The organism is Pseudoalteromonas sp. SG44-17 (assembly GCF_014164235.1).
In the GTDB taxonomy this organism is placed as follows: domain Bacteria; phylum Pseudomonadota; class Gammaproteobacteria; order Enterobacterales; family Alteromonadaceae; genus Pseudoalteromonas; species Pseudoalteromonas rhizosphaerae.
Map to the genome: position 1 here is coordinate 63,855 of NZ_JACJEV010000017.1, position 26,543 is coordinate 90,397.

Here is a 26,543-nt window from a genome sequence, read left to right on the forward strand (position 1 = left end):
TGAACATACAATAATTAGGAACAACCAATGAATAAACGTACGTTATTTAAATATTCTTTGCATGCTTTGGCCATAACAACTGCTATATATGGAAACAGTGCACTTGCTAATGCGTCAGGCTTTGCCGCAACGAATGGTGGTACAACCGGTGGTGCTGGTGGCGATGTTGTTTATGCAACAACTGGAACCCAAATTCACCAGGCTTTATGTAACCGAGCATCAAGTGACACACCAATTATCATCCACGTTGAAGGCACCATAAATCATGACAACACCAGTAAAGTATCTGGAGATAGTTGCAATACTGGGCCAGATCTAATTGAACTAAAAGAAATTAGTAATGTTTCTATTATCGGTGTTGGTAGCGGTGCTCTTTTTGACCAATTAGGCATCCATATTCGTTCATCTTCAAATATCATTATTCAAAATGTTCACGTTAGAAACGTCAAAAAATCAGGCTCCCCCACCTCCAACGGCGGTGATGCGATTGGCATGGAGTCAAACGTCAGAAATATTTGGGTCGATCACGTTACACTTGAGGCCAGTGGTGGCGAAAGTTCAGGATATGATGCTTTGTTCGATATGAAGAGTAATACCAAATACGTGACATTATCTTACAGTATTTTGCGCAACTCTGGACGCGGTGGTCTCGTTGGCTCAAGTGATAGTGACAATACTAACGGCCCTGTTACTTTTCATCACAATTACTATGAAAATATTAATTCTCGCACGCCTTTACTAAGACACGCGACAGCGCATGCTTACAACAACTACTACTATGGACTCGTGTCATCGGGCATGAATCCACGAATTGGCGGTAAAATGCGCGCCGAAAACAACTACTTTAAAAATTCCAAAGATCCACTCGGTACTTTTTATACAAATGATATGGGTTACTGGCAAGTCAGTGGCAATGTTTGGGATAATATCGATTGGTCTGAACAAGAAAACAAGCTTCACCCAGCAGGCCCTAATCCGACCTCAACCACAACAATCAACATTCCTTATAACTATCAACTTGATAATGCACAGTGTATACCCAACATCATTGCAGCAACGGCTGGCGCGAACAAAGGCTTGCAAACATCGAATGGCCAATGTGGCTCGACTACCCCAACTGATCCAACACCGGATCCAGATCCAATACCTGAGCCAACGCCATCAGGGGAAAATCTTGCTATCAGTGCCGGTGTTGATGGCAGTTCTAAAGCCAGTGGCTCGAGTTATGGCAATGTGAACGACGGCGATATGTCAACTTACTGGTCACCGTCAGCTACCACGGGCACGATCAATATTAAAAACCTTAACACCACCATAAATGCGATAAAAATAATTGAAACCCCAGCCAGTAAAGGAAGCATTACAGCTTGGTCTTTAGTGAACTACGATACAGGTGTAACACTTACTAACGGTGGTGCTGTGCCAAATGTAATCACTTTTTCTAACACTAACTTATCCAAAGTAAGTTTTGTGATTCATTCCGCCAATGGCGTACCGCAAATTGCAGAGTTTGAAGTCTACAATGGTTATACCGACGGCAATAATGGCAACCCAACCAATACACAAGTCAATGGTACTTACCGCATTACCCCAAAACACAGTGGTGCATCATTAGATATTGCTAACTGTCAAAGTGAAGATGGGGCAAATGTTAGGCAGTGGTCTTGGCTTAATAATGATTGCCAAAAATTTAATATTTCAACAGTCGATGGGGTGTGGCATCGTATTTCACCAGTCAATGCTCCTTCTAAAGGGTTAGAGGTCTATACGCATTCAACTACAGCGGGTGAAAATATCAATATCTGGACATACACAGGGAGCTATAACCAGCAGTTTCGTTTGCAAAGTGCCGGCTCTGGTAAGTGGCGTATCATCAACCGAAATAGTGAGTTGTGCTTAGACGTCGCAGGCAGCAAAACTGCCGATGATGCTAATATTCTTCAATGGACATGTACCTCAGGAGCAGAAAATCAAATGTTTGAGTTAACCAGACAATAACTAACATTTACTGTGAAGGGCTTTGTTAAGCTCTTCATTATTAACCGTGTTCAGTCAGCGCCTCACGGGTAAAGCGTTGTTTATGTAGTCTATAGATAGTCGATATATTAATAACAATTACAGTCGCTTCCAATAACACGCCGCCAATAGATCCAACAATTATATTATTTGCCAACCATAGGCACGATCCTGCAAACAGCAAAACACGCATTTTGATGCCCGTTAAGCAAAATAGTGCAAAACAACCCAAACAAGCGGCAACAATCGCAAGGTAATCCGTCCATTGCTGGGCTGTTAGATAACCGATAACCACGGTTAAAATAATAAAAATGGCTGCTATCCACACCGATTTTACCCGCATTGATACGGCTGTACGCCCCGCTGAAAATAAACAGCACAATGATGAAGTGATAGCATTGAGTAAATAAAAGTGCAGTGCATGATTTAGATTCATCACCACCATCATTATTTTTAAACGACGATCATCCTTTTGATAAAAGCACACCAATGCTAAAACAAAGCTGAGTAAACCAAACCCTTGGGCAATCCAACTATCAACCACCAGCACTACACCTCACTAAAATAAATATCTCAACCGCTATTGTGGTTAATATACAATCAAACATCTACACGCTATTACAGATTATTTTCAATCATGGTTTTAATGATCCGCGCTTTAACAAAGTGATCTAATTGGTGGGTTTGTATCCACCATGTTGCAGCTTCCATAAGTAATTCTGGATCATCATTTTTGTTGGCAAAAAAAGCATAAAACGACAGCCCAACATTATCTCCATTCGCCGCTATTTTTTTGTCGCAAACTTGAATGATCTTAGTCCTTAATTCGTCGCGCATTACGGCGTTACCTCACTTCACTTTTTAAACTGCATTGCATTTCAATAAGTTGGTGTTCGCCAACTATTTCAACATCTTTAATATATTTAAAACCATAACTTTCGTAATAGCCTTGCAAATAGGCATGTGCATGAATTTCAATGATCTCAAGGCCAATTTTACCAGCATGTGATAACAAGGCATTAATAACCAATTTAGCAATGCCGGATCCTCGGTATTGCTTTAACACTGCAATCCTTGCCATAACGCCACACCGTCGATTACGTTTCACTAACCGCGCAGTAGCGACTAAAGCACCGCCATCTGTTACCACCACATGCACAGCTCGTTCGTCGAAACCGTCTAAATCTAACTGCTTAGGAATACTTTGTTCGATCACAAATACCTGGTGGCGAATAGCATGCGCTTGCGCAATCAGTTCAGGGCTAGTGCCTAGCGTAACATCCATTTATTGTGACCTCTTAAACATAATCAACGAGCTAATTTTACTGTAATTGTTGTAGTAGCTGAGCTATTTCAGCCTTCAGCGCTTTATCAGGAATTTTATTTGCGCTAACCTGCGCAGCTTGTAAACTTACGATAGCAGCTTCGGTTTGCCCTAGTTCAACATGCATAGTTGCCATCGCATAACCAATTGACGACATATAATCTTTCGCATTGATGGCGTTAGCTTTAGCTAATGCTTTTTCATAGATCAACAACGCATCGGCAAACTCATCGGTAAAATCAGCGAGCGTTTCCCACTGTACAGGATGATCTTTCTCAGTATTTTCATGCTCAATACACAGTGCTTTTAGCTGCCCATAGAGTGAATCGAACGTGACTTGATCTTGCTGCTGTGCAGCATTCATTAGCTCACCGGCTAAGTTCAATACTGATTTATACAGTTTTGTATTCATTATTCTTTCATTACCTTTTGTTAGAAATTACAGCCAAATTAACTATCTTGCATGGCTAAGAACAACAACTCAAAGCGAAACGAAAGAAAATACAAGGCCGAGAGCGTACTATTCTAATACACTCGAGACTAAAATGATTCATTCTAAAGCGTATCAAGCCTAAGGCGGGGGAAAAATCTCAGCTCAAATCAGGTGATAACCCCCCTGTTACAAGTTATCACCTCAGCCAAATTTTTATTGTTTCAAGGCTAACTCTCAGTTTTTGCTGTATCTTTACCACTTGCATGAATAAAATACAGCGCAATACCCAAACATATTACAGCGCCAATACGACTTGGCGAAAAAGCAATCACATCGTTACCAAGCCAACCAAAATTATCAATTAACATACTCATAAATAATTGACCGAATATTACCGCAACCGTTGCGACTGCGGTGCCAATTCGCTGCACAGCAAACACCATTATCACGATATAGGGTACTCCACACATTGCCCCTAATAATTGCCACTTTGGCACATCCAACAGGGTTAGCGCATGCCTAGGTTCAAAATAAAAGATAAGTAACCCAGTGATCAACGCCCCTACCGAAAAGGTTAAAAATGCGCAGCGAAAAACACCTACTTTACTTCCTAGTTGGCCATTAATGGCAGCCTGAATACTCAAGGTTGCACCACCAATCACCGCCAAAATTATCATAATTATAGTCATTAGCGTCCCCTAACCTTGTGCCATCAGAATTAATGCAATGACAATAAAAAATAGTGCCATAAGCCGTTTACGGTCAATCTGGCGATGTTGACTACCAAATAAACCATAATGATCTATCAGCAAACTTTTCGCTATTTGTCCCATCAATATACTGATCATCGTCATAGCAATACCTATCACAGGTGCTGTGAACGTCAATATAACGACATAAACAGGCCCCAACACGCCGCCTAACAATGTCCATGATGGTTGTTTGAAAAAAGACGGGCTATTCCGAGGACTAAAAAATAGCATCAACATAAAGGTAAGAGCAGCACCAACACCAAACACACTAAATGTGGCCCATAATTCTCCAACCTCACTACCTAAAGGGCCCAATAAGCCTGCTTCTACAGACAGCCCCATTCCTCCCATAACGACAATTAAAATCAAAATAAACTGCATGCAAATCTCCTATTAATAAGGAATAAATAATAACCTAGAGCTTTAACGCGAAAAATGGGATTATATAAGAAACACTTTTGCAGGATTTGCACAAATGAATGATTTCAGTTCGATCAATATCAGAGCGTTAAAATTTTTTATCGCCGTGTATAAATGTAAAAGCTTTTCTGTTGTTGCTCGACATGAAAATGTATCGCCTTCTATGGTCTCTAGAGTAATTTTGCAACTTGAAGATGCCCTTGGTCAGCAACTTTTTTACCGTAACACAAGAGCAATAATGCCAACCGAAGCGGGCCGAATTTTTCATGATTATGCGCGCTCAATGACCGAGCAACTCAACGAAGTACGTAACGAGCTGCAAGATAGAGCAACTCAACCCAAAGGGTTAATAAGAATTAATGCGCCGGTTTTTTTCGGACAAAAACACATAGCGCCTTGGCTTGGTGAGTTTTTAAATCGCTATCCGAAAATTCAAGTAGAGTTGACTCAAACCGATGATTTTATCGATCCGCATATTGATGCCGCTGACGTGATTTTTCGTATCGGATCTCTTGCAGATTCATCGTTACATGCTAAAACATTAGGACTGCAAACTTATCATTTAGCCGCATCCCCTGCTTATCTGAAAAAATATGGCACACCAAAAGTACCGGCTGATCTTAGTCAGCATCAGGGCTTAATTTATAGCGGTTCATCGGGGCAAAATCGTTGGTTATTCAAAATTAATTCGTCATGGCAGCAGCAAAGTGTAATACCGACTTTAGTATCTAACAACGCTGAAACGCTGTTTATCGGGGCTTTGAACGACATGGGAATTGTATTATTCCCTGATTGGTTAATTGGTGAAAGCTTAAAAACAGGCACTCTTGTTTCACTCTTAAGTGAATTTGCGCCAACAATAAAAACAGGACCACAAAACATTACTGCAATTTACCCTAATACACGACAACCACCGTTAAATGTTCGAGTATGTATTGATTACTTTAGTGAAGTTTATGGCAACCCGCCGTACTGGAAATACCAAAATTAAGTATCTGCGTTATGCTCTAACGGGTGCAAACAGACCAATAGTGATACCTAAAAAAACACACCCGCTCAGCACACAATTGCATGTAGCTAAGTGACGCAGTTACTCACTGATTTTTTGGTGAATAATTTAGTCTGAGGGTAGATTTATACACTACAACTAGGGGTATACTGGAAATAGGTTTTCAATTGTGGAAAATAGTATGCTCCCAACAACACACCCTATTTTTTGGCGCGACCCCGAGTTACCATTTGTAGAGCTGCGCCAAGTATTAGATGGCCGCAAAGTCACTTATGCTCCCCACTCCCACCAGCAATGGTCAATTGGCGCAATTTTAGCGGGGCAAAGTGAATTCATTTGTGAAGATCGTCTACATCAAGTAACACATGGTAATTTAGTATTAATGAACCCTGATGAAGTCCACGCCTGTAATCCAAAGCAAAACTCAGTGTGGGCTTATTACATGATGCATATAGATAAAAATTGGTTAGCAGCGTTATTGTTCGAGTCTGGCGTCACAAAGCAACAAAACTGGCAAGGAAGTCGCTTGGATACAGTGCTACTACCACAGCTTTATCAGGACTTTGTTATCTTGTGCCAAAACCTAATGACAAATACGTTTACCGCAGCACAAAAGCGCACGTTGCTAAGTAGTTACTTCGTGCAATTATTTACGTACCTTGATTGCGTTGAGCCATTACACGAGCAAACGTTATTACCTGCAAATAAGCTATATCAAGTAGCGAACTACCTGAATGAGCACTGTTTTGAAGACCAATCAATTAACGCAATCAGTAAACTTTTTGGCTTTAGCAGCAGTTATTTAGTGCGCGCTTTTAAACGTCATTTTAATATGACTCCGCACGCTTATCGGTTAAATCGTCGTATTCAATTAGGTCAGCAAGCACTAAAACAAGGCCAGCCAATAGCAAGTATCGCTCACAGTGCAGGCTTTAGTGATCAAGCGCATTTTCAGCGGGTCTTTAAACAACGCGTAGCGGCAACTCCCGAGCAATATCGCCGTACTTTATCACTGTAAATTAAAACCACTAAATCAATAATAAAAAGCAGCTGCCAGCCAGTAATAGTGCAAGAATTTTATTCATCACTCGCATTTTAGCTGGGCTTTGAAAATGCTGCCCGAGCCGTATACCTAGCCAAACCCAACAGCCAAGTGATAACCAACAAATAGGTAAATATAAACTTGCAAAAGTAACCAGTTCAAATCCTTGCGCCCCTGGACTATATGCTGCAATGCCTGATAAAGAAGCCAACCACGCTTTAGGGTTAAGCCATTGCATGATCACACCTGTCATAAAGGTAGGGGCATTTTGCTTAGCGTCAGCTGTGAGGCCGCCATCATCGATAAATAATTGATAACTGAGATAAAGTAAAAAAGCGATACCGAGCCACTGTAATACACCAGTGATCCAGACTAATTGCGCAATGAGATAATGCAAACTAAAACCAATAAACAAAAATAATGCAATGAAACCAAAGGTAGCACCAGTCACAAATATTAAGCCTTTTTTTGCCCCATATCGCGCACTACTACTTAACGAAACAAGGTTAACTGGCCCGGGTGATATAGACGCCGCCAAGGCAAATAGTGCCATTGAGATGATCACTGATAAAGTCATAACGTATACTTAGGTTATTTAAAGTGGCGTTTATTATCTGTTGTTGCAATAAGCCATGTATTGAACAAAATTGACCTTGTTGTAAATAAAATAGCATCTGACAAATTACCCCTGCAAAAACACAGCTGCACTAAAAACAATCGGTGATACACTAGAAATAGTCTATCTTACAAATTAGCGAACCATGAAAGAATGTAATCAATGTGGTAAATGCTGTATTAAATACGGTGGTGGCGATCTGAGCGCCACGCAAGAAGAGATTGATCTATGGGAGATATTTAACCCCGAAATCTTTGAGTTCGTTAAAAATAACCAAATATGGCACGACCCACAATCGGGAGTAAAACTAAGCCAATGCCCTTTTCTTGAAATAGCACCAAAAATAAATCCCCTCGCCGCAAATAAATATACCTGCAGTATTTATTTAGACCGCCCTGAAGATTGCCGCCACTATCCTAGCCTTATCACCGAAATGGTAAGAGACGAATGCGAAATGATTGAAGTAATCGATTTAGATAACTATAAAAAAGCACAAAGAAAACTTGATCTATTAATGCAAGACAGTCGCCCTGGCGGCTATACAGAATAAAACAGAGCTTAGCTTTGAGTGAGCTCCTAGCCATTAGACTAAAGACTTAGCACCCAGTAATTCATTAATGCGTGCCGTATAACTGGCTTTTTCAAAGCAATAAACAACAAATATGAAAATAAGGTATTGATTATTAACAATAGAAATTAACTTTTGAATATTTTCTTCTCTGCTGGCTATACCTGCGCCAAGCTACTTTAATCCGTCATGCTCGACCTTTGCCTAATCGTAATTGATAAACCTCTACTTTATTCTATCGATTCAATATTCATTGCTTTATACAAGCTGTTTTTTTATTTTGAGTTAGCAACAATGTTGCAGGAGAATTCATGACAACCACGCCAAAAGATGACACGTCATCCCAAGCTGAGCAGGTAAGCGATACTCAAACCGTTTCCGATAGCTATAAAAATCTTCATAAACCAAGCTCTGAGTTTGCCAGTCGAGACGATTATCTCGAGCATGAACTGCAAATTATGCAGCCAAAGCGCTGGCGTCCTAACTTGCCTTTTCGGGATTACCGCTTCGAATTTGAAGACACAATTCCCGCGATGGCAGGGACAATTGGTAAAGTTGTTATGGTAGGCGCTATTGCCGCCACCTTTGCCGCACCGCTTGGTTTAAGTGACGCCTTTGTGTTAGAAAACGTACGCTATGAGTTACTCATAGTGGCTATTTTTATCATCTTGTTTTCAGGTTTTATTTTACCCACTGCTAACTTAGCGGGAACCCACGGACCACTCATTCCATTAATTCCCATTGTTGTTGCAGCAGGCGGACACCCAATGGCATTCGGGCTACTCATTGGCGCCTTAGGGTTACTGCTTGCCATCAGTAAAGGCGGCAGTTTGTTGGCACGACTAACCAGTAAAGGGGTGTGCGGCGGATTATTACTTTACTTAGGATTCATAGGCACTATATCGCAAGTAAAGAAACTGTTTGCATGGGCTGAACAAATTCAAATGACCCACATTGCCTTCATCGTTATTTTGGCCACTATTTTACTGTACGCGCTACTCGAACATTTTAAAAAACGTTGGTTAGCTGTGCCGCTCAGCTGCCTTATTGGTGGTTTAACGGCCTTTGCCTTAGGTGCGCCGTTTGAATTTAAAACCGCCCCCGGGTTACCAAATATGAACCCTATGTATTGGTGGGGTGAAAACACCGGTTGGATGTTAGGTTTGCCGACTCTTGAAAGCTTTGTAGTCGTATTGCCCTTTGCCATACTGGCAGTGGCCATGTGGTCGCCAGACTTTTTAGGCCATCAAGTATTCCAAAAGATCAGCTACCCAAAACGTACTGAAAAAGTGCAAATGAACATTGACGATACGATGCTCAGTGCATCAGTTAGGCAAACCTTTGGCTCTATTTTAGGTGGGTCTAACTTCACCTCATCATGGGGCACGTATATTGTGCCTGCCGCGATTGCTAAGCGCCCTATTCCAGCGGGTGCAATTTTAACCGCACTTTTTTGTGTAATTGCAGGTATATGGGGTTATCCAATGGATCTCGCCATTTGGCAACCGGTACTGTGTGTAGCATTAATAGTGGGTGTATTTATCCCACTGCTTGAGGCGGGTATGGAAATGACTCGCGAAGGTAAAACCACGCAATCAGCAGCTATTGTGGTATTTGCTTCAACGTTAGTAAACCCAGCGTTTGGCTGGTCACTGACCATGCTGCTCGATAACTTAGGCTTAATTGGCTGTAAAGAGCGCAGCTCTGAGCTGACCCATATGAGTCGCTGGATCATTCCGCTGTTTATGTTTGTATTATTGACCAGTGTTATGGCCATGGTGGGCATGCTGCCAGGTATTCCAGCGTTGCTAGAAAACTTTAGGCACTAATACAAAAAGGGGGGAAGCCAGTACAGCGCTCCCCCCTTTTTAATAACCGTGACTTCGTTTTATTCGTCTTGCAACGCCATAGCAGCAAGTTTCATGGTACTTGCAAATGATTCTGCGCCTGCGATAAACAAGCCATTGTGGCAAAACATTGCGTCATCAATGCCCGTTTGCGCTTGAAATGCAGCATCTGATAAACCAGCCCATGCTTTTGGTAGTGACTTTCTGTCTTCAAATGAACCCGGTTCAACAGGCACCGTTTGCAAAATCCATTTGCCTGAATGCGATGGATAAACCATGTATAACGCTTCTTGCGATAAAGCATGCACGGTTTTTTTCCACGGCGTGTATTGCTCTAATACAATCACTCTTGCATCATCTGCGTTATCAATCGCTTTAGCGACGATTGCTTTAGCATTAATGCCGCCACTGGCTGCTGCAATAAAACGTGTTAAAACACGCGATGCAAATTCAACCGCCTCATCAAAACAACGATCAAAGTCACTTTCCTCTTGCCATGTTGGGTTAAACATTGAAATTGTTTGGCTAAGACTGATCCCTTTCGATACACCTTCAACATGACCGCAATCAATCGCATCAATGGTCGATACCAAACCGGCATCAACTGCATGCGCAACATCTGGGTCACCCTGACACAGCTCTAAACCATATTTTTGCCAAATTAAACCAAATGATGAGTATGGGATGCCATTTTCACGCTCACCGGCACCGCCACGTTGGTGATGATCAAAACGTCCAGCAGCTGGGTCATATTCGCCGCCAACATCAATCACTATGTCAGCTTGCGCGATTAATTCTAAATCACGGGTACGTATAAGTTTAAAAGTAGGAAGAATATGCCTAAGTGCGGCGATACTAAACACATCATCCGCATGAAAATTACCGTTATGAGTTGCTACTGTTATATCATTCATTTATTTAATATCATTTTAGAAAGGAGTAAGAAGACGGCGAAATTTAAACTGATCCGTTAGCACAAAATAGATAAGTCAAAATTACAAGCACAACAGTATACGCTATCGGCGAGCAGCCCACAAAAACAGTGAACCACTTTGTGGTAATTAATCGTCTAGAGGAAGATAAGCTACAGTAATAACAAAACAACCGTAGATTGATGGTAAAAACATAACCAATCCATACATGAACTGTCTTCAGTAAAACTTTCTCCTCGAGCGATACCTCAGTCTTTGCTAAATAAAATTGCCGAACCCACGGCCATTAAACTAAGTATATTATTTAAAGAGCAAGTTAAATAATATTGTTGCCTTGCTCAGGATCGCGAGAGCGCTCAGCTTGTTCACGAATTTCATCAGCATCACTGCTCACATCATCAATACCAGCATCCAGATGCGCAATCGGTTTGACTTTTTGATCTTGCGTAGTGGGTTGTTCCGGAGTCTTTTGTGCTTGCTCACTTGGTGCATTTAAAATAATCCGTTCACGAGCATCATCAGGCATACTAATACCATGCGCGTTAAAGCTATTAACCATTTCACGCATCAATTGCGACGCTACCTTAACCGGGCTGTTTTGCTCACTATTAACCCAAAAGTAAATACTGAGATTGATAGTGGCTGAGCCTAATTCATCAAGTAACACCTGTGGGGCCGGATCTTTTAGCACAGCAGCTTGTTTATCCATTAAACTCAGCGCTAACTGCTGAGTGTTACGTATATCGTTATCGTAACCTATGCCTATTTTATAGTGACCGCGCATTTTCGGATTAGCAGTAAGGTTTTTAATCACATTTTTATAAACAGTCGCATTAGGTATTTGAATATGATTACCATCAAAATCAACTAATGTGGTCGCCCGCGCAGTGACCTTTTTTACTACCCCTAAGCAGCCATCGACTTCAATAACATCATCAATACGAAAAGGACGTTGCACACTTAATAGCATGCTCGATATAAAGTTCTCTGCAATATCACGAAATGCAAAACCTAAGATTAGCCCAACTAATCCAGTACCGCTCATTATCGCCACGGCAAATTCACTTAAGCCTGCTAAGCGTAAAAATAAATAAACTCCAAACAAAATGATCACAGTACTAATAAAGCGACGAGCAACAACATGCAATAACCGCCTTTCACTTACATAGCCAATAGGTTTCACTAATAAATAAGACACAGGCTTTGCTAAAAAATAGCACACGATTATTGCTGCTATACCTAAAGTGAGAGCGGGTAACATTTGCCAAGCACTTTGTAAAAAATGCGCAATTTGTGAGTTTATACCTTGCCAAGATACTGGCGCTAAAGGATCCGCATTGGTACTCGTTGTTTGTATTTTTAATGCGCTAATAATTTGATTATTAATACTATTCATTATTTCCATATGTAACTCATGCGCTCTTTATTGATGAAACCATTAATTCTGTAGAAGCAAATTAAACGCCAACTTAAGCTGGCAAGCACCTTGCACCTTAACTTCTAATAAATAGTGACTAATAACCATCAGTAAGGAATAAAATATGGCACATAAACCACGTGGCTACACAGCAGATAAACCAACCGAGATCCCCTTGCTGGGCTGGTGGGATATCAGCAAGCGGGTATACCAAAGTATGTCGCAAGATAACTTATCCTTTGTTGCCGCTGGTGTCGCCTTTTACGCATTACTCGCTATTTTTCCAGCACTGGCAGCCTGTGTTTCGCTGTATGCTTATTTCGCCTCTACGGCGGATGTTAGTGAACAGATTAGTAAGTTTATTACTTTATTGCCACCGAGCAGCCGAGAAATCGTTCTACAACAGGTATCTGAAGTTACCCAACAATCACAAAAAGTGTTAAGTGTTAGTGCAATAAGCACGTTGTTATTAACCACATGGAGTAGCAGTAAGGGCTGCCAAGCACTGATCACAGCCTGCAATATTACCTACCATGAGCAAACCAAAAGGCAGTTTTTCAAAGCGCTTTTAGTGCGCTTTCTATTCTCTATTGGCGCTATATTGGTCGCAGTAATCGCATTATTAATCATTGGTATATTGCCTATCGCACTCAATATTGTTGGTCTAGAAAACAGTATCGATACGGTGATCAAATTACTCACTTGGCTATTACTAGCAGCGACTTTTCATTTTGCTTTAGCTTTTGTATATCGTTATGCACCCCATAGAAAAGCGGCAAAGTGGCGTTGGGTTACAACTGGTTCAGTGATGGCGACAGGACTTTGGATCATCGCATCATTAGGGTTTTCATATTATGTATCACAATTTGCCTCGTACAATGAAACGTATGGCTCACTTGGTGGTGTGGTGATCATGTTGATGTGGTTGTATATCAGCGCCTATATCATTATTTTTGGCGCTGCGATTAATGCCAGCACCGAACAACAAACCATGGTTGATAGCACCGTAGGACCTGCACATCAGTCTGGCAATCGCGGGGCTTTTGTAGCGGATAACCTAACGAAAAAACAAAAATCAGAACGTTCTGTTAAAACGAATGAATAGTGCTATTTTTACCCATGGTTGTTTAATTTTATTGTGTTTAAATAATACCATACAAGATTCGGAGCAAAGCAATGAAAGTAATAAAACAACTCAATAGCCATGCAACCCAAGATGGTGATGGCGTAAATATTAGCCGGATACCAGGCTTTGATGGTAAGCATTTAGATCCTTTTTTAATGATCGACGAATTAAAATCCGACGATCACAGTGACTTTATGGGTGGGTTTCCTGCCCACCCGCATCGTGGTATCGAAACCTTTACCTACATTATTAAAGGCGGCTTTGAACACCAAGATCAAATGGGCAATAAAAAAGCTATTCGCGCAGGTGATGTGCAATGGATGAGTACCGGCTTTGGCGTTATCCATAGCGAAATGCCACTTGCCGATGCGATTGAGGGGATGCATGGCTTTCAAATTTGGCTCAATATGCCAAGCACTGAAAAGCTCAGAGCACCGAAATATCAAGATACTACTGAGCACCCTGCACCTGAACATAAAAATAGTCAAGGTGTTGAACTAAAAGCACTGGCTGGCAATTGGCAATTTGACCAGCAAACTCAGGTTTCAAGCCTACAAGAACTAGCAGCCAATGGCATGCTAGCAGATGTAACATTACCTGTAGGCACTGAGTTTGCTCATCCACCACTGACACAAAGCAAGGTGATGATTTATATTCATACCGGCTCAATCAACACCGAACAAGGTGGTCCAGTAATGGCTGGCAGCCTACTTATTTTAGAGCCCGGTAGTGATATTAAATTTAGCTCGCAAAGCGGCGCTGGGGTACTTATTTTAGCCGGTGATCCGCTTAATGAACCTATTGCTCACATGGGCCCGTTTGTGATGAATACGCAAGATCAATTACGAGAAGCAATTAGTGATTACCAAAGCGGTAAATTTGGTAGCTTTTAAAACACGATATAGGAGTCAATTATGGGATTACTAGTCAACGGTAAATGGCAAGATAAATGGTACGACACCGATAAAAGCGATGGTGAGTTTAAACGCGAGTCTGCACAATTACGTAACTGGGTAACCAAAGATGGCAGCGCAGGCCCAACTGGTGAGGCGGGCTTTAAGGCACAGAAAGGCCGTTATCATTTATATGTTTCATTAGCCTGCCCATGGGCGCACCGCACCTTGATTTTTAGAAAATTAAAAGGCCTTGAAGACTATATTGATGTCTCTGTGGTTAGCCCAGATATGTTAGATAATGGTTGGACGTTTGATAAAAACAACCACAGCACTGGAGATGCACTTTTTGATAAGCAATTTATGCATCAAATATACACCGAAAATAAAGCAGATTATTCCGGAAGAGTAACTGTGCCTGTGCTTTGGGATAAACAGCAAAATAAAATAGTCAGTAATGAATCTGCTGAAATCATTCGCATGTTTAACAGCGCCTTCAATGATTTAACTGGCAATAAACTAGACTTTTACCCAAATAACTTGCACGCTGAAATCGATGCAATTAATGAGCTGGTGTACAACAACATTAATAATGGCGTGTATCGTACTGGGTTTGCGACCACTCAAAAAGCCTATGAAGAAGCATTTAATGACTTATTCACTGCATTAGACAAAGTCGAAAGTATTTTACTCAAGCAGCGCTATTTAGTGGGCAACACCCTAACCGAAGCAGATTGGCGATTATTCACCACTCTAATACGCTTTGACAGTGTGTATGTTGGGCATTTTAAATGTAATCTGCGTACTATCGAAAATTACCCGGCACTGAGTGAATACTTACGTGAGCTTTATCAAGTTGCTGGCGTTAAAGAAACCGTTGATTTTTATCATATCAAACGACATTATTATTTTAGTCATACCATGATCAACCCAACGCAAATCGTCCCTAAAGGGCCCAATATTGATTACGCTCGCGAGCATAATCGCGGTTAACCAATTTATACTACCCCTGCAAAATGGCAGGGGTAGTATAGGCCTTTTTATAACCACCACAAATCACAATAATGCCTTTTAAAGCTTTGATCACCACTGTATTGTATTGATAATATAACCAAAATAACTTTTTTCACCGACCAGATTTACTCTTTTATTCTTGAGCGTTAATAATTCAGCTTTATCTAAATACCATCTTATTGAATGTGTTTCTTCACTTGCTAAATCGGAAAACTTTAATTCTACGCAGTGCGGCTCATAGTCACTACTACATGTTGTTGCCTCAACTAATAAATATTCTTGCGACCAATACTCAGCCAATTGATAATTTGCCCATAACTGTATTGGGATATTAATGAATGTCCAAAAGTAAAAGTAAATAAACACTGGACTAAAAAGCAGCGTAAAATACTTAACTAAACGTCCCTCAGCAATAAAATGCTCATCTAAGCTTTCCTTCACTTGAGCAAAATTCTTATACTGACTAAAAAGGTAACCAATCGTCAGCACTGTCAGCGAGGGTAAAACCCATTGTAAAATAAAATTGTAATTAGCATTAGGGATAAATGCGGGATCCACACTTTCATACCAGATGAAAAAACCGCAAGGCATAAAACAGGTAATCAATAATATTAAAATAATCCAAAAAAGCTGAGGTTTTGCCATAGAAATTTAAAATCCTTATAAATTATGACCTGAGATAGCGTAACAAATGCCTATAATACAAACTGTTGCAGTTATAGTTTAATACTCTCAATATTAATATATTTATTATTTGAACAAACTCTTTAAATTTTTACTATAGGTACGACTGACTTTAAGTGTTTTACCACTTTGTAATACAGCCGTGTATTCAGAGTTTCTAAGTGGGTTAAGTTGCTTTATATGGCTTAAATTTACAATCGTTGATTTATGTATTCGCAGGAAATCTTCAGGCAAGGTGTTTTTTTCAAGCTCTTTTAAACGCGCCCGCATTACGTGTGTTTCAGCAGGTGTGTGTACACACATATAATCCCCCGCCGCATCAATCCATAAAATATCTTTAAACGGAATAATTTGAATTGGGTTTTTAGCATCTTGAATAACTAAATTCTCAGCTTCAAACTTATAGTCAGAATTACCCGCCACTTCAAGTGGTTGCGATTCATTGATCACCAGCGATTGGTGCACTTCAATAAGTTCGGTTTTTCTGTTTAGCTTTTCTGTTTTAATAACTCTTTCAATGGCTTCTGCAAGGCGAGCTAACTTAACGGGCTTAAGTAAATAATCCAGCGCCCTCACCTCAAAAGCTTTAACAGCATGTTGATGAAATGCCGTAACAAAGATAACCGCAGGGCAGCTCTCTGATTGAAAATGTTTAATTAATTCAAAACCTGACTTTGTTGGCATTTCTATATCTAGAAACACTAAATCTACATCATATTCGTTAAGTACTTTAATTGCTTCATCAACACTTTGTGCACTGCCAATCACTTCAATTTCAGCAAAGGCTTCTAAGCGAATACGCAAACCTTCAATAGCACTGTATTCGTCATCAACGAGTAACGTTTTTAATTGAATCATGATTGCAAACCATTAATTGGAAGAGAGATACAAAACCACGCACCACCGGTAGTCGCATTGCCTTTTTCAATTCGGTGACTATTACCATATATTAATTTTAAGCGTTGCTCACAATTAGCCAAGCCGATGCCTCTTTTGGTTTTTTTATTATCATCAAAGCCTTTACCAGTATCAGCAACTTTAATGAGCAATGCGGATTTTGTTTTTTCAACATTAATTGTGATCACCATTTTTTGATCTGCTCGCATACCATGTTTTAACGCGTTTTCTACCAATGGTTGAATTAATAAAGAAGGTATTAATAAATCATTGCATGGTTCATCAACGCTAATATTAACCTCTAGCTTGTCAGCAAATCGGCATTGTTCAATATCTAGGTAGGTTCTTAACATTGCGATTTCTTCTTTGATAGCTACTTTTTCAAGTGGGTCGGTATATAAACTATGGCGCAATAAGTCACATAGTTTTTCAAGCATGTTTACTGCCTGCAAGCTTTCTTTTTTCAATATTAACGTGCAAATGGCGTTAATACTATTGAACATAAAATGCGGGTTAAGCTGATATCGAAGCATTTTTAGCTGTGACTCTTTCGCTAAATGGGTTGCTTCTGCGGCCTTTTGAGTTTGCTCAAGATTATCTAAATAAATTTTGATCCCGTAATAAAAGGCAGTCCATGTTGAAAGCATGGTTAACGAGGCTGACGTCCATGTACCAAAGTCAAACCATGACATTGAAAGCCACCAGTTACCATATAACCACTGCAAGGAAATCCATTTAATTTGCGTCCAGAGTAATGTTGCAATTAGAAGCAGCATAATACGTAACGCGACTTTAACTTTGAGCTCTTGCTGACTAAAACAGTTGTAAAATCGTCTTAACGTTAAAGTGATCAAAAAGCCACACGCTACATCAATAATTAAATGCGGTATATGTATTGTCCATGGCTCTTCGCTTGGTATTTTTATCATTAATTCGGTCAGCATTGCATAGACAATCCAACCACAACTTTGGAATAACCAGAACAACTGACTTCTAGGGTTATTACTATTCACATTATTAAATCCAATGTTATAGGCTGTTGATTAATAAACGTTAATCAACAGCCATAGGGTATTACTTTGCACACGTTAATGATAATGAGTCATTACTCGGTTTTATAGTCAACGCCACATCAGCAATTGCTAAACTTAAATTTTGACTGGTAATGCGCAGCGCGTCTGTTATTTTTTGCTCAGCAAGTCCGCTATCACCACAGTGCAAAGGGATTGCTAGAGTATGCCAACTTTTGTCTGTCATTAATTGTGAAAACGATGAAAAATCAATATTCCTTAAGCAATGATTTTCGCTACACATGACTTGCAAGTTTGCTCCTTGTTCAGGAGCTTTATCTATGCGCATTTTTAATTCAAGGTAACCTGCACTAAATTTACTATCTAGCTGTTTAGGCTCTAGGTAACTCAAGCTAACAGCGGCTTGTGCGCGCCAATTAAAGCCACGGCCATCTTCTTGATAAGATAAATTGACTGATTGCATAAGTAAACTTTGTTTATCGCCACTGGTTGCTGATGCACCGCTGGCTAACACCTTTTCTGTGCTTGTATCTGCCAGTTGCCAAGTCATATTTTTGGCTAAGTTTCTTACAAACAGGGGATGTGAGTCACTATTAACCATTTTTTTAGGGCTGGTTTTCTCACTCAAAACAGGCACATTTATTTTGTCTTGATAAGTTAAGCCATAGCCATAAGCAAATAATGGATCATAGTCAGCATCGTTTAAGTTTAACGTAAATTGGTCATCATATTTAGGCCATGAAAAACTCAACTTACCGCTGAAATCAAACTGGGCTTTACCTTCGCTATTAGTTAATAGTACATCTGCAACGCCCTCACCTTCAGAGCCTGGTAGCCAAGCAGCAACAAAGGCATCCGATGCATTGAGCTCTTTATTAACCCACAACGGGCGGCCGCTTAAAAATACCGTTACTACAGGAATATTATCAGCTTTAAGCTGCTTTAATAACGCAAGTGCATGTTTAGTTTCATGCTGAAACTCAAGCATCTCGATGTCACCAAACCATTCTGCATAAGGTTCTTCACCAATAACAACAATGGCTACATCTGGCTTGGTTTTATACTCACCAGACTCGCTCAAAGTGATCTCACCACCCGCTTTTGTTACTTGCGACTGTAAACCCGCATAAATAGAGGTCGCATTTGGAAAGTCACTATTGGTATTGTCTGTGCCCTGCCAAGAAACACTCCAGCCTCCTGCTTGCATATTGATTGCATTTGCGCCTTTGCCGGCAACTAAGATGCGGCTACTCGCTTTGATTGGCAGCACGTTTTCGTTGTTTTTTAATAGAACGAGTGACTTACGAACCGCTTCTCTTGCCAAAGTGCGATGCTCATTAGCACCTAACCACTGCGGGTGTTGTGATTCAGGTCGCGCTGATGGTTTGCTCTTCGAAAACACACCCCAGCGGATTTTAGCCCTTAAAAAGCGCCTAACGGCATCGTTAATTCTTGATTCTGCGATTACACCGTCTTTCACTTGCTTAACAGTATTATGATAAAACGCTTCAAAATGCTCTGGCACCATGATCACATCAACGCCCGCGTTAATTGCTTGCGCACATTGCTCTAAATCGCAGCCTTCTACAAACTTGTGAGCATTCCAATCACTGACTACAAACCCATCAAAACCAAGTTGGTTTTTAAGTACATCCGTTAATAAATGTTTATCGCCATGTACACGTTTGCCATTCCAACTATTAAATGATGCCATCACTGATTGCACACCTTCATTAATAGCCGAAAAATAACCTGCGCTGTGAATATCTCTTAATCCTTTTTCATCGATAAGCGTATTTCCGCGATCAACGCCTCGCTCTGTACCACCATCGCCCACAAAATGTTTTGCGGTTGCAATACGGTTACTGCCTTTTAAAAAGTCAGCGCCTATATCACCTTGAATACCTGTCACCATACTACCTGCATACAGCCTAACTAATTCAGGGTCTTCTGAGTAACTTTCATAGGTTCTGCCCCAGCGATCATCTCTGACTACAGCGACAGTAGGAGCAAAACTCCATTCAATCCCAGTGGCTGAGACTTCTTTCGCTGTTGCTTGGCCTATGCGCTTAATTAAGTCGGCATCGTGCGCAGCTCCTAAGCCAATATTGTGCGGAAATAACGTAGCGCCATACACATTGCTATGTCCATGCATGGCATCAGTACCCCAAATAGTCGGTATTGCAATACCGTCTTTCGTTGAGTCCATTGATGCTAGGTACATTTCATCGGCATATTTTAACCATGTGGCCTGATCAGCGCGTTTGTCGCCATAGGGCGCTGTATTACCGCCATTTAGGTATGAACCAAACCCATATTTGCGCATTTGTTCAACACTTAAATAACCAATTTCGGGCTGAATCATTTGCGCCACTTTTTGCTCTATGGTCATCTTTGCCAGTAGTTGTTCAATTTGCGCTTCTACAGCGGGATCGCGTTTAAGTTTAGTGTTTACATAAGGCCAGTTGACTTGCTCACGCTCTGCACTGAATGAATATTGACAAGTAAGCGCCCCAACTACGGGCAATAAGCAAAATAATAATTTAGAATATTTGATTTGATACATTAAAAACCTTCGAGATTAAATTCTATTTATAGATACAAACTTCTTAATTTTATTGGGGAATGTACTCAATAAAATCATAGTACGCCCACGAAGGACTGCCGTAGTATTGACCTGGGAAGTAATAGCCTTCGGTTGAGTTATCACCATTCCATTGGTTAATCATTATTTTTGTATTATCCATCGGCCATGCATACGCGGGAATTTCATTTTCAGCTAAATGACCATCGCCATTGTCTTTGTAGAGCACTCTTAATGTTTGCTCATTTCCTTGAGCGTCGTATAGGTACCAACGAATCGAGTTGCTAGACCAATCAAAGCCAATAGTTAATAAGTTTTCTCTGTAATCAAGCCCAAACTGACTTAAGTCGATGTCCTTTTCCCAGCTTTGATAAGTGCCACCTTGCGGCTGATAAATCACATTGGTATGAACAACGTTCCCAAGGGAGGGTAAAAGCTCAATATCTATCTCTTGCCATGCTCTGTCGGGTGAATCCCACCACGATGTGTAAGTAAAAATGGAAGACACAGTGCCTTGCGTATTCCCTGACTTAACACTGCCTTGCACCTTGCCAAAGCCATAGAAATTATTACTTTGCAGCTCAGCACATGCGCCTTGTGATAATGAAAGCGTGATCCCCTGTTGGCTTGGGTTAATCATTGCAGGGGAAAATTCACAGCCAAAAGGCGAGCCATTGTCGCCACTTCGCGCATTCCAAATGGCATTATCGTAACCCCATGAAAAATTATCTTTAAAATAATTGGCATATGTAAAAGGTGAGATAAACACACAACCTGCAACTAACGAGCTAATAAGCTTAGTTTTCATTATTGATCCTTATTTAAATTGTACACCTCCCACAGTGGTATATTGACTGTGGGAAGTTTAATTGTGGTTAGGTTATCTAGAATGAAAAACCAGCTCTTACACCGTAATACCTTGGCATGCCAAAGCTGCCTTTTGGAATTCCTTTGCTAGTATTATTCCAATATTGAATAGTTTCATCAGAGGCATTATTAACGAATACTTCTGCGTACCAGCTTTGTCCTTGCGGCTCATATTTAATTGACGCGTTATAGACTGCAAATGCATCTCGGCTATCGTCAATGTATTTTGTCGCCTCGTCCGACACGCTAAAGTCCATATCATCTAAGTGTTTATCAACATTCCATACTGTTGAGTACGATTCATCTTTCCAGCTCGCATTAAGCCAACTATGGATAAAACCATATTCACCTAAATCAAATGTATGTGTGTAGCTGATGTTTGCCGTGAACTTAGGCGTCATCGCTAGGTTATTGCCTTTAAGATTGGTTGATAGCAGTGTATTTTCAGGATTTTTTGATTCCTCATAAGAAATATCAAAAAGATACTCAGCATCGTAATCCCACTTAGTATTCCAATCGTCCGTCACTTTGGCATCGGTCCAGGTTACATAACCGGTGATACGCCCACTTGGATATGGCTTCCAATCAAACTCAAGCTCAATACCTTTGATTGTTGAACTAGGAACATTTTGTGTGTAATAAGCAATCACAGGCTTGTTTTGAAAATCAAGTACAGGCTCGCCATTGCTATCTAAAACGGGAGAGCCATCTTCATCTTCTACCACAGATAAACGTTCTACGTTACCGATTGAGCCCACTGATGCGTATTGCATGTCGGTGTAATCTGTGTAGAAAAACGCGGCTTTTAAGTTTAATGAATTATCAAAAAAGCTCGATTTAGCGCCAAGCTCCCATGTAAGTACTTCTTCTGGGTCGAACTTAGTTTCAAAGCGTGTTACGTCGCCGGTTCTATCATTTACGACTTCATATACATCACCAATTCCGCCGGCTTTAAAACCACTGGCAAGATAGGTATAAACCATCGTTTCAGGTGAAATGTCGTAGTCTAAACCAACACGAAAGTCATGATGCTGCCAACTTCCTTTATTATCGTTTGCAAAGTATGACGCATAAATTGAAGGATCTTCGTAGTAATCAACTGGTAAGTTATTTAGATCTGTTCTATTTAACCAACCAACAGCGCAACCATCGGCATTAGAGCAGCGGTATGTTTTGCCTCCTTTATCTTCTTTCGTTTCATCACTAAAACGATAACCAAGTGTTAGATGTAATTTTTCAGTTAAATTGTATGTACCTTGGCCAAACAAAGCGAATGCGTCTGTAGAGCGATCAGGTTGATCCCAAAAGGCTTTATCGTCCATTGGGTTATCGTAATAACCTAAGGTCGTGGTTTTTTCGTGGAAATAGTTAGCACCAACAATCCAAATAAAATCGCCGTATTCGTCAGATTGTAATTGCACTTCTGTAGAAAAAGATTCAGCACCAGTGCCATCTAAAAAGTACGTTGCCCCATCCCAAGGATCGAGGCCGACTTCGCTATCTTGTGCTGAAGAGCGTTCCATATCCTCATAGCCAAGTAGCCACACAAGCGAATATTCATCATTTATATCGTAGTTAAGGGTATTTCTAAGATAGGTGATATCTAAATTAAGCTTACCAGGCACATTCACAACAGCTTGATATGTATTATCACTGGGTAAAAAGTTTGTGCAATCGCCGCCCAGCTCTTCACTTCTACCGCGAATTTTATCGCAGTTAACTAAATCGAGATTGTTATTGCTGTTATTAACGTACTTTTGAAAAACGGTATGATTTGAAAAGCCACCATCTAACGGCTCCCAAAGCGTACTAATTCTAAAAGAGTATTCATCAGCGTTGTTATAAAAGTCGTCTTTTTCTGCGGGGGTTAATTGGCGAACTTTTTGCGCCTCTGGATCAGTGCCTGCACCATCTATCCACCAGTTTTCTCGCTGCGTAACTGTTTGACCAATACCTTGATAAGAATCCTCTGAGATAACAGGAGCATTGAGAATATCGTCGCTTAATCGTCTTGAGTCGTATTGGTTAGGATCGTAGTAACCCTCAAGGTAAGAATCTCGTTTTAATCCTTTGCCAGAAAACCGTACTGCAAATTCGTCATTAATTGGAATATTAATTACGCCATCAATATTTTTGCTGTTGTATTTTCCTGCTTCAACGTTCACATTACCGTATAAATGAGTGAATTCAGGCTTTGCTGAGATAACATTAATGCTACCAACTGTAGAGTTTCGACCAAATAATGTGCCTTGTGGCCCCCTTAATGCCTCAACTCGTTCAATGTCATACATCAGAGCTAGCGCTCCTTGCATTCTTGGCGAATAAATACCATCAAGGTGAACGCCAACAGCAGGGTCGCCAAGCTCAGTAATATTGGTAGAGCGTACGCCACGCATCGAGATAACAGGTGCTGATTGATCCGTCGCTGTGGAGATATCTAACCCTGGCACTAGGTTAGCAATATCTTTAACACTATTTACGCCATTTTGCCTGAGCTCAGCCTCCGTTAATGCTGTAATAGCAACAGGGGTTTCCATTAACTTTGTTTTACGTTTGGTTGCTGTTACAGAGATAATCTCTAAGGAGGTACTTTGTTTTTGCGCAGTGTTGCTTTCATTCGTATTTGTTGGATTATTCGTAGCAGCTTGTTGGGCATGTAACGGGAATGAGCAAGCCAATGCTACGGCAATTGATAATGCTTTTTTATTTATTGTGTGCATATTCGACCTTTTGATGTGTGTGTAAAACGTTAAGGTTTGTTACTTTTATTTAACAGTCTCACAGTATCCATAGGGTCTTTTTTGATTACTAGTCAAATACGCCAAGGCGAGTTAGATATAATACAAGCCGAAATTAAATCTTGGACAATAAATAAACTGACTCCTTGATTTAGTATCAACAGTCAAAAAACTTAAAAAATTATTGCATGAAAGTAAAACTGGCCACCGATACCATAAACACAAAGAAAGCGGATATAACCAGTGAGCGATGAAAAATAACATGGCATAACTTTATATACCCAAAAACGCAGGTCAATACATTAGGTAAGTTATCAAGGCTCACTCATTGTCACATGCTAAGGCGTGATTAAAGCCATGCTTAACATGCTAAGCTCGATATAAAATACGTGGCTTTAAACACTGCCCCTATATTATTAACCAATCGTTTTATACACATCAATATTACTGTGAGTAAGTAGAGCACCAGCCTGTTCACCAAACGTTTTAAAATGTGGCGCTAACTTATGCTCTTCAAAGTGCTCATTTGTAGCCCATTGTTCAGTTACAATGTAATCTGTTTGCGTGTCATTATTTTTCACAGCCAGCTCGTAGCGTAAACACCCTACTTCTTTGCGCGATAACTTTTGTAAGTTATCAAGTGCACTAAGTAACGTAGCTGCATCAGCGTTTTTACATGACAGCATTGCTATAACGGTTAACATAGTTATTCCTTTGCATTAAAAAGTGCAGACTCACTGCACTTTATATTGAACACGCTTAAAACGTGTCTTGATCCCACTGCGGTGCAAAACTTGGGGTTGCTTGACGGTCGCCGCAATCGAGAGCATCAATACGCGCAATGTCTTCTTCATCAAGCTTTACGGCTTTATCATTAAAGTTATCTTCAAGATTTTTACGCTTAGTTGATGACGGAATGGTCGTCATACCCTTGGCGTTTACCCATGCAATAACTACTTGTGCAGGGCTTGCATCATGCTTCTTAGCAATATCAATAATGGTATGATCGTTTAACACTTTACCTACCACAAATGGCATATAGGCGGTGACATGAATGTCATGCTGCTGACAAAAAGCACGTAGCTTGGTATTGGTTAAATAAGGGTGTACTTCTATTTGGTTGGTGAATATTTCACGTGAGTCCAGTGTTTGCATGGCTTCTTTTAAATTCGCAATAGTGAAGTTCGATACACCAATATGCTTAGTTAATCCAAGCTGCTTTGCCGTTAATAACTCAGTTAAATACTCGCTCATTGGTTCATCGTTTGATGGCGCAGGCCAATGGATCAACAATAAATCGACAGAATCGAGTTGCAGCTTGTTAAGAGACTCTTTCACACTGGCGATAAAATCGCTTTTATTCAGTTTGTTATTCCACACTTTGGTGGTAATAAATAGCTCGTCTCTAGGGATATTGCTGTCTTTTATCGCTTGGCCAACTTGCTCTTCATTGCCATAAATCTGTGCGGTATCAATATGGCGAAAGCCAACTTCTAATGCCATTTTTACAGATTCATAAGCTGTTTTTCCTTCTAAGCGGAATGTCCCCATGCCTAAGTCTGGCATTTCAATTACACGTTGTGTCATAACTTTATCCTTATATAAATAATCGGTTTAAATACAAACTTATTAGATTTCTAACCTAAGTTTTTCGAAATACACCTGTTACTTTGTTCATTTAAAATTTTTGACCTCGTAAAAGGTATGAGGCCATTAACCTTAGTTTCAAGGGCTAGAGCCTGTTTATCTTTCACAGTTACTTTTACATCCGTATGTTTGGTTTTTAGATAAGGCAGTATTAATGTAAGTAGATAGCCAGAATAAAGTGCGGAAGTTTTACTTAATTTTTTACTTAACCCATCAGATTACAAACCTAGCATGGTGATTAAATAGCTTATAAATTAAACAACCTTCAACCAGAGAGGTTAACCGGCCCTAGAACCTAATAATTATATTTATAAATGGCTGCTTTAAAAAAATTGAAAGTGCATCTCTCAAGGCCGCTATTTTCAACACTGTTAGCGCTGAAAGTAGTGGCTCAAAGTCGATTTATTCTACTGCGCTTTAGGGCGTGTTGACCTTTGTGGATTAAAATTTGTTCACTCTAGGGGCGATTTAATGGCGGCGCGAGATTTGTAACCTAGTGGGCTAAGTAAAAATCGAGCAACAAAGAGTTAATCGCCCCTAGGAAGAACCCTAAGGGCAGCGCGTGTTTGGCATTGATGCTGCGTTATCGCCTATTTATGGGGAACAACCACACTACATAGGCTCTGCCTTGCCTAAATACCAAACACACTGCTGCAAAATTAATCACAAAAGGTCAACACGCCCTA

The 26,543-nt window shown here is 40.4% G+C and carries 25 protein-coding genes; 8 read left to right on the top strand and 17 right to left on the bottom strand.

Annotated elements, in window-relative coordinates; genetic code table 11:
* Positions 1–27: 27 nt before the first annotated feature.
* Positions 28–1,998, top strand: coding sequence for an RICIN domain-containing protein (locus H5182_RS13155; RefSeq protein WP_145241057.1), 1,971 nt, complete (start codon positions 28–30; stop codon positions 1,996–1,998).
* Positions 1,999–2,038: 40 nt separating this feature from the next.
* Here the strand turns inward: H5182_RS13155 and H5182_RS13160 are convergent, their stop codons facing one another.
* The 6 genes from H5182_RS13160 to H5182_RS13185 all read right to left on the bottom strand — a co-directional run bounded on the left by H5182_RS13160 (position 2,039) and on the right by H5182_RS13185 (position 4,906).
* Entirely contained in the window at positions 2,039–2,560 is a 522-nt protein-coding gene (locus tag H5182_RS13160) for a YgjV family protein (protein WP_182732200.1), read from the bottom strand.
* A gap of 74 nt (positions 2,561–2,634) precedes the next feature.
* A complete protein-coding gene (locus H5182_RS13165) occupies positions 2,635–2,853 on the bottom strand; it encodes a DUF6500 family protein (protein WP_182760155.1) in 219 nt (72 codons plus the stop codon).
* A 7-nt stretch (positions 2,854–2,860) separates the two neighbouring features.
* On the bottom strand, positions 2,861–3,301 hold the full coding sequence (locus H5182_RS13170) for a GNAT family N-acetyltransferase (protein ID WP_182758240.1): 441 nt from the start codon (positions 3,299–3,301) through the stop codon (positions 2,861–2,863).
* Positions 3,302–3,338: 37 nt separating this feature from the next.
* A complete protein-coding gene (locus tag H5182_RS13175) occupies positions 3,339–3,755 on the bottom strand; it encodes a tetratricopeptide repeat protein (RefSeq protein ID WP_182734977.1) in 417 nt (138 codons plus the stop codon).
* 245 nt (positions 3,756–4,000) lie between these two features.
* Positions 4,001–4,462: a DMT family transporter gene (locus H5182_RS13180; RefSeq protein WP_145241067.1), complete on the bottom strand. Its 462-nt coding sequence runs from the start codon at positions 4,460–4,462 to the stop codon at positions 4,001–4,003.
* A gap of 9 nt (positions 4,463–4,471) precedes the next feature.
* On the bottom strand, positions 4,472–4,906 hold the full coding sequence (locus tag H5182_RS13185; protein WP_182740808.1) for a DMT family transporter: 435 nt from the start codon (positions 4,904–4,906) through the stop codon (positions 4,472–4,474).
* A gap of 94 nt (positions 4,907–5,000) precedes the next feature.
* On the opposite strand from H5182_RS13185, the gene H5182_RS13190 reads away from it, so the two are divergent.
* Both H5182_RS13190 and H5182_RS13195 read left to right on the top strand, forming a co-directional pair.
* A complete protein-coding gene (locus tag H5182_RS13190; protein WP_145241071.1) occupies positions 5,001–5,936 on the top strand; it encodes a LysR family transcriptional regulator in 936 nt (311 codons plus the stop codon).
* A 199-nt stretch (positions 5,937–6,135) separates the two neighbouring features.
* On the top strand, positions 6,136–6,972 hold the full coding sequence (locus tag H5182_RS13195; protein ID WP_145241073.1) for an AraC family transcriptional regulator: 837 nt from the start codon (positions 6,136–6,138) through the stop codon (positions 6,970–6,972).
* A 10-nt stretch (positions 6,973–6,982) separates the two neighbouring features.
* On the opposite strand, the gene H5182_RS13200 is transcribed toward H5182_RS13195, so the two are convergent.
* The gene (locus H5182_RS13200) at positions 6,983–7,573 is read right to left on the bottom strand and encodes a LysE family translocator (protein WP_182760156.1); all 591 of its coding nucleotides are present in this window, start codon (positions 7,571–7,573) and stop codon (positions 6,983–6,985) included.
* A gap of 184 nt (positions 7,574–7,757) precedes the next feature.
* Between H5182_RS13200 and H5182_RS13205 the strand changes: the two genes are divergently transcribed.
* Both H5182_RS13205 and H5182_RS13210 read left to right on the top strand, forming a co-directional pair.
* Positions 7,758–8,162 (top strand): YkgJ family cysteine cluster protein, encoded by a 405-nt coding sequence (locus H5182_RS13205; RefSeq protein WP_145241077.1) that lies wholly within the window; start codon positions 7,758–7,760, stop codon positions 8,160–8,162.
* Positions 8,163–8,491: 329 nt separating this feature from the next.
* Entirely contained in the window at positions 8,492–10,009 is a 1,518-nt protein-coding gene (locus H5182_RS13210) for a DUF3360 family protein (protein WP_145241079.1), read from the top strand.
* Positions 10,010–10,068: 59 nt separating this feature from the next.
* On the opposite strand, the gene H5182_RS13215 is transcribed toward H5182_RS13210, so the two are convergent.
* Both H5182_RS13215 and H5182_RS13220 read right to left on the bottom strand, forming a co-directional pair.
* Positions 10,069–10,941, bottom strand: a complete 873-nt coding sequence (locus H5182_RS13215; RefSeq protein WP_182760157.1) for an MYG1 family protein — start codon at positions 10,939–10,941, stop codon at positions 10,069–10,071.
* Positions 10,942–11,275: 334 nt separating this feature from the next.
* Positions 11,276–12,346, bottom strand: coding sequence for a mechanosensitive ion channel family protein (locus tag H5182_RS13220; protein ID WP_404936106.1), 1,071 nt, complete (start codon positions 12,344–12,346; stop codon positions 11,276–11,278).
* A 154-nt stretch (positions 12,347–12,500) separates the two neighbouring features.
* On the opposite strand from H5182_RS13220, the gene H5182_RS13225 reads away from it, so the two are divergent.
* From H5182_RS13225 to H5182_RS13235, 3 genes are all read left to right on the top strand, one after another.
* Complete coding sequence (locus H5182_RS13225; RefSeq protein WP_145241085.1) at positions 12,501–13,481, top strand: YihY/virulence factor BrkB family protein; 981 nt, start codon at positions 12,501–12,503, stop codon at positions 13,479–13,481.
* 71 nt (positions 13,482–13,552) lie between these two features.
* Positions 13,553–14,395, top strand: a complete 843-nt coding sequence (locus tag H5182_RS13230; RefSeq protein WP_182734950.1) for a pirin family protein — start codon at positions 13,553–13,555, stop codon at positions 14,393–14,395.
* A 21-nt stretch (positions 14,396–14,416) separates the two neighbouring features.
* Entirely contained in the window at positions 14,417–15,388 is a 972-nt protein-coding gene (locus H5182_RS13235; RefSeq protein ID WP_182732208.1) for a glutathione S-transferase family protein, read from the top strand.
* 90 nt (positions 15,389–15,478) lie between these two features.
* On the opposite strand, the gene H5182_RS13240 is transcribed toward H5182_RS13235, so the two are convergent.
* The 8 genes from H5182_RS13240 to dkgB form a co-directional block, all read right to left on the bottom strand.
* Positions 15,479–16,054 carry a hypothetical protein gene (locus H5182_RS13240; protein ID WP_182718958.1) on the bottom strand — a complete coding sequence of 192 codons (576 nt, stop codon included), beginning with the start codon at positions 16,052–16,054 and terminating at the stop codon, positions 15,479–15,481.
* Between the two features lie 105 nt (positions 16,055–16,159).
* Positions 16,160–16,951 carry a LytTR family DNA-binding domain-containing protein gene (locus H5182_RS13245; RefSeq protein WP_182760158.1) on the bottom strand — a complete coding sequence of 264 codons (792 nt, stop codon included), beginning with the start codon at positions 16,949–16,951 and terminating at the stop codon, positions 16,160–16,162.
* On the bottom strand, positions 16,948–18,003 hold the full coding sequence (locus H5182_RS13250; protein WP_246175609.1) for a sensor histidine kinase: 1,056 nt from the start codon (positions 18,001–18,003) through the stop codon (positions 16,948–16,950). The genes H5182_RS13245 and H5182_RS13250 overlap by 4 nt, the downstream gene beginning before the upstream one ends.
* A 61-nt stretch (positions 18,004–18,064) precedes the next feature.
* Positions 18,065–20,587 carry a glycoside hydrolase family 3 protein gene (locus H5182_RS13255; protein WP_182760159.1) on the bottom strand — a complete coding sequence of 841 codons (2,523 nt, stop codon included), beginning with the start codon at positions 20,585–20,587 and terminating at the stop codon, positions 18,065–18,067.
* A gap of 49 nt (positions 20,588–20,636) precedes the next feature.
* Complete coding sequence (locus H5182_RS13260; RefSeq protein ID WP_182760160.1) at positions 20,637–21,413, bottom strand: family 16 glycosylhydrolase; 777 nt, start codon at positions 21,411–21,413, stop codon at positions 20,637–20,639.
* A 76-nt stretch (positions 21,414–21,489) separates the two neighbouring features.
* Positions 21,490–24,192: a TonB-dependent receptor gene (locus tag H5182_RS13265; protein WP_182760161.1), complete on the bottom strand. Its 2,703-nt coding sequence runs from the start codon at positions 24,190–24,192 to the stop codon at positions 21,490–21,492.
* Between the two features lie 434 nt (positions 24,193–24,626).
* Positions 24,627–24,914 (bottom strand): putative quinol monooxygenase, encoded by a 288-nt coding sequence (locus H5182_RS13270; RefSeq protein ID WP_149982864.1) that lies wholly within the window; start codon positions 24,912–24,914, stop codon positions 24,627–24,629.
* A 55-nt stretch (positions 24,915–24,969) separates the two neighbouring features.
* Entirely contained in the window at positions 24,970–25,797 is an 828-nt protein-coding gene (gene dkgB / locus H5182_RS13275; protein WP_145241103.1) for a 2,5-didehydrogluconate reductase DkgB, read from the bottom strand.
* Positions 25,798–26,543 lie beyond the last annotated feature (746 nt).

Excerpts from the sequence above, each read along its gene's own strand:
- dkgB (WP_145241103.1), bottom strand. The coding sequence starts at position 25,797 with ATGACACAACGTGTAATTGAAATGCCAGACTTAGGCATGGGGACATTC.
- H5182_RS13190 (WP_145241071.1), top strand. The coding sequence starts at position 5,001 with ATGAATGATTTCAGTTCGATCAATATCAGAGCGTTAAAATTTTTTATC.
- H5182_RS13215 (WP_182760157.1), bottom strand. The coding sequence starts at position 10,941 with ATGAATGATATAACAGTAGCAACTCATAACGGTAATTTTCATGCGGAT.
- H5182_RS13170 (WP_182758240.1), bottom strand. The coding sequence starts at position 3,301 with ATGGATGTTACGCTAGGCACTAGCCCTGAACTGATTGCGCAAGCGCAT.
- H5182_RS13155 (WP_145241057.1), top strand. The coding sequence starts at position 28 with ATGAATAAACGTACGTTATTTAAATATTCTTTGCATGCTTTGGCCATA.
- H5182_RS13245 (WP_182760158.1), bottom strand. The coding sequence starts at position 16,951 with ATGATTCAATTAAAAACGTTACTCGTTGATGACGAATACAGTGCTATT.
- H5182_RS13270 (WP_149982864.1), bottom strand. The coding sequence starts at position 24,914 with ATGTTAACCGTTATAGCAATGCTGTCATGTAAAAACGCTGATGCAGCT.
- H5182_RS13240 (WP_182718958.1), bottom strand. The coding sequence starts at position 16,054 with ATGGCAAAACCTCAGCTTTTTTGGATTATTTTAATATTATTGATTACC.
- H5182_RS13225 (WP_145241085.1), top strand. The coding sequence starts at position 12,501 with ATGGCACATAAACCACGTGGCTACACAGCAGATAAACCAACCGAGATC.
- H5182_RS13210 (WP_145241079.1), top strand. The coding sequence starts at position 8,492 with ATGACAACCACGCCAAAAGATGACACGTCATCCCAAGCTGAGCAGGTA.
- H5182_RS13230 (WP_182734950.1), top strand. The coding sequence starts at position 13,553 with ATGAAAGTAATAAAACAACTCAATAGCCATGCAACCCAAGATGGTGAT.
- H5182_RS13260 (WP_182760160.1), bottom strand. The coding sequence starts at position 21,413 with ATGAAAACTAAGCTTATTAGCTCGTTAGTTGCAGGTTGTGTGTTTATC.
- H5182_RS13195 (WP_145241073.1), top strand. The coding sequence starts at position 6,136 with ATGCTCCCAACAACACACCCTATTTTTTGGCGCGACCCCGAGTTACCA.
- H5182_RS13180 (WP_145241067.1), bottom strand. The coding sequence starts at position 4,462 with ATGACTATAATTATGATAATTTTGGCGGTGATTGGTGGTGCAACCTTG.
- H5182_RS13255 (WP_182760159.1), bottom strand. The coding sequence starts at position 20,587 with ATGTATCAAATCAAATATTCTAAATTATTATTTTGCTTATTGCCCGTA.
- H5182_RS13185 (WP_182740808.1), bottom strand. The coding sequence starts at position 4,906 with ATGCAGTTTATTTTGATTTTAATTGTCGTTATGGGAGGAATGGGGCTG.
- H5182_RS13165 (WP_182760155.1), bottom strand. The coding sequence starts at position 2,853 with ATGCGCGACGAATTAAGGACTAAGATCATTCAAGTTTGCGACAAAAAA.
- H5182_RS13205 (WP_145241077.1), top strand. The coding sequence starts at position 7,758 with ATGAAAGAATGTAATCAATGTGGTAAATGCTGTATTAAATACGGTGGT.
- H5182_RS13200 (WP_182760156.1), bottom strand. The coding sequence starts at position 7,573 with ATGACTTTATCAGTGATCATCTCAATGGCACTATTTGCCTTGGCGGCG.
- H5182_RS13265 (WP_182760161.1), bottom strand. The coding sequence starts at position 24,192 with ATGCACACAATAAATAAAAAAGCATTATCAATTGCCGTAGCATTGGCT.
- H5182_RS13235 (WP_182732208.1), top strand. The coding sequence starts at position 14,417 with ATGGGATTACTAGTCAACGGTAAATGGCAAGATAAATGGTACGACACC.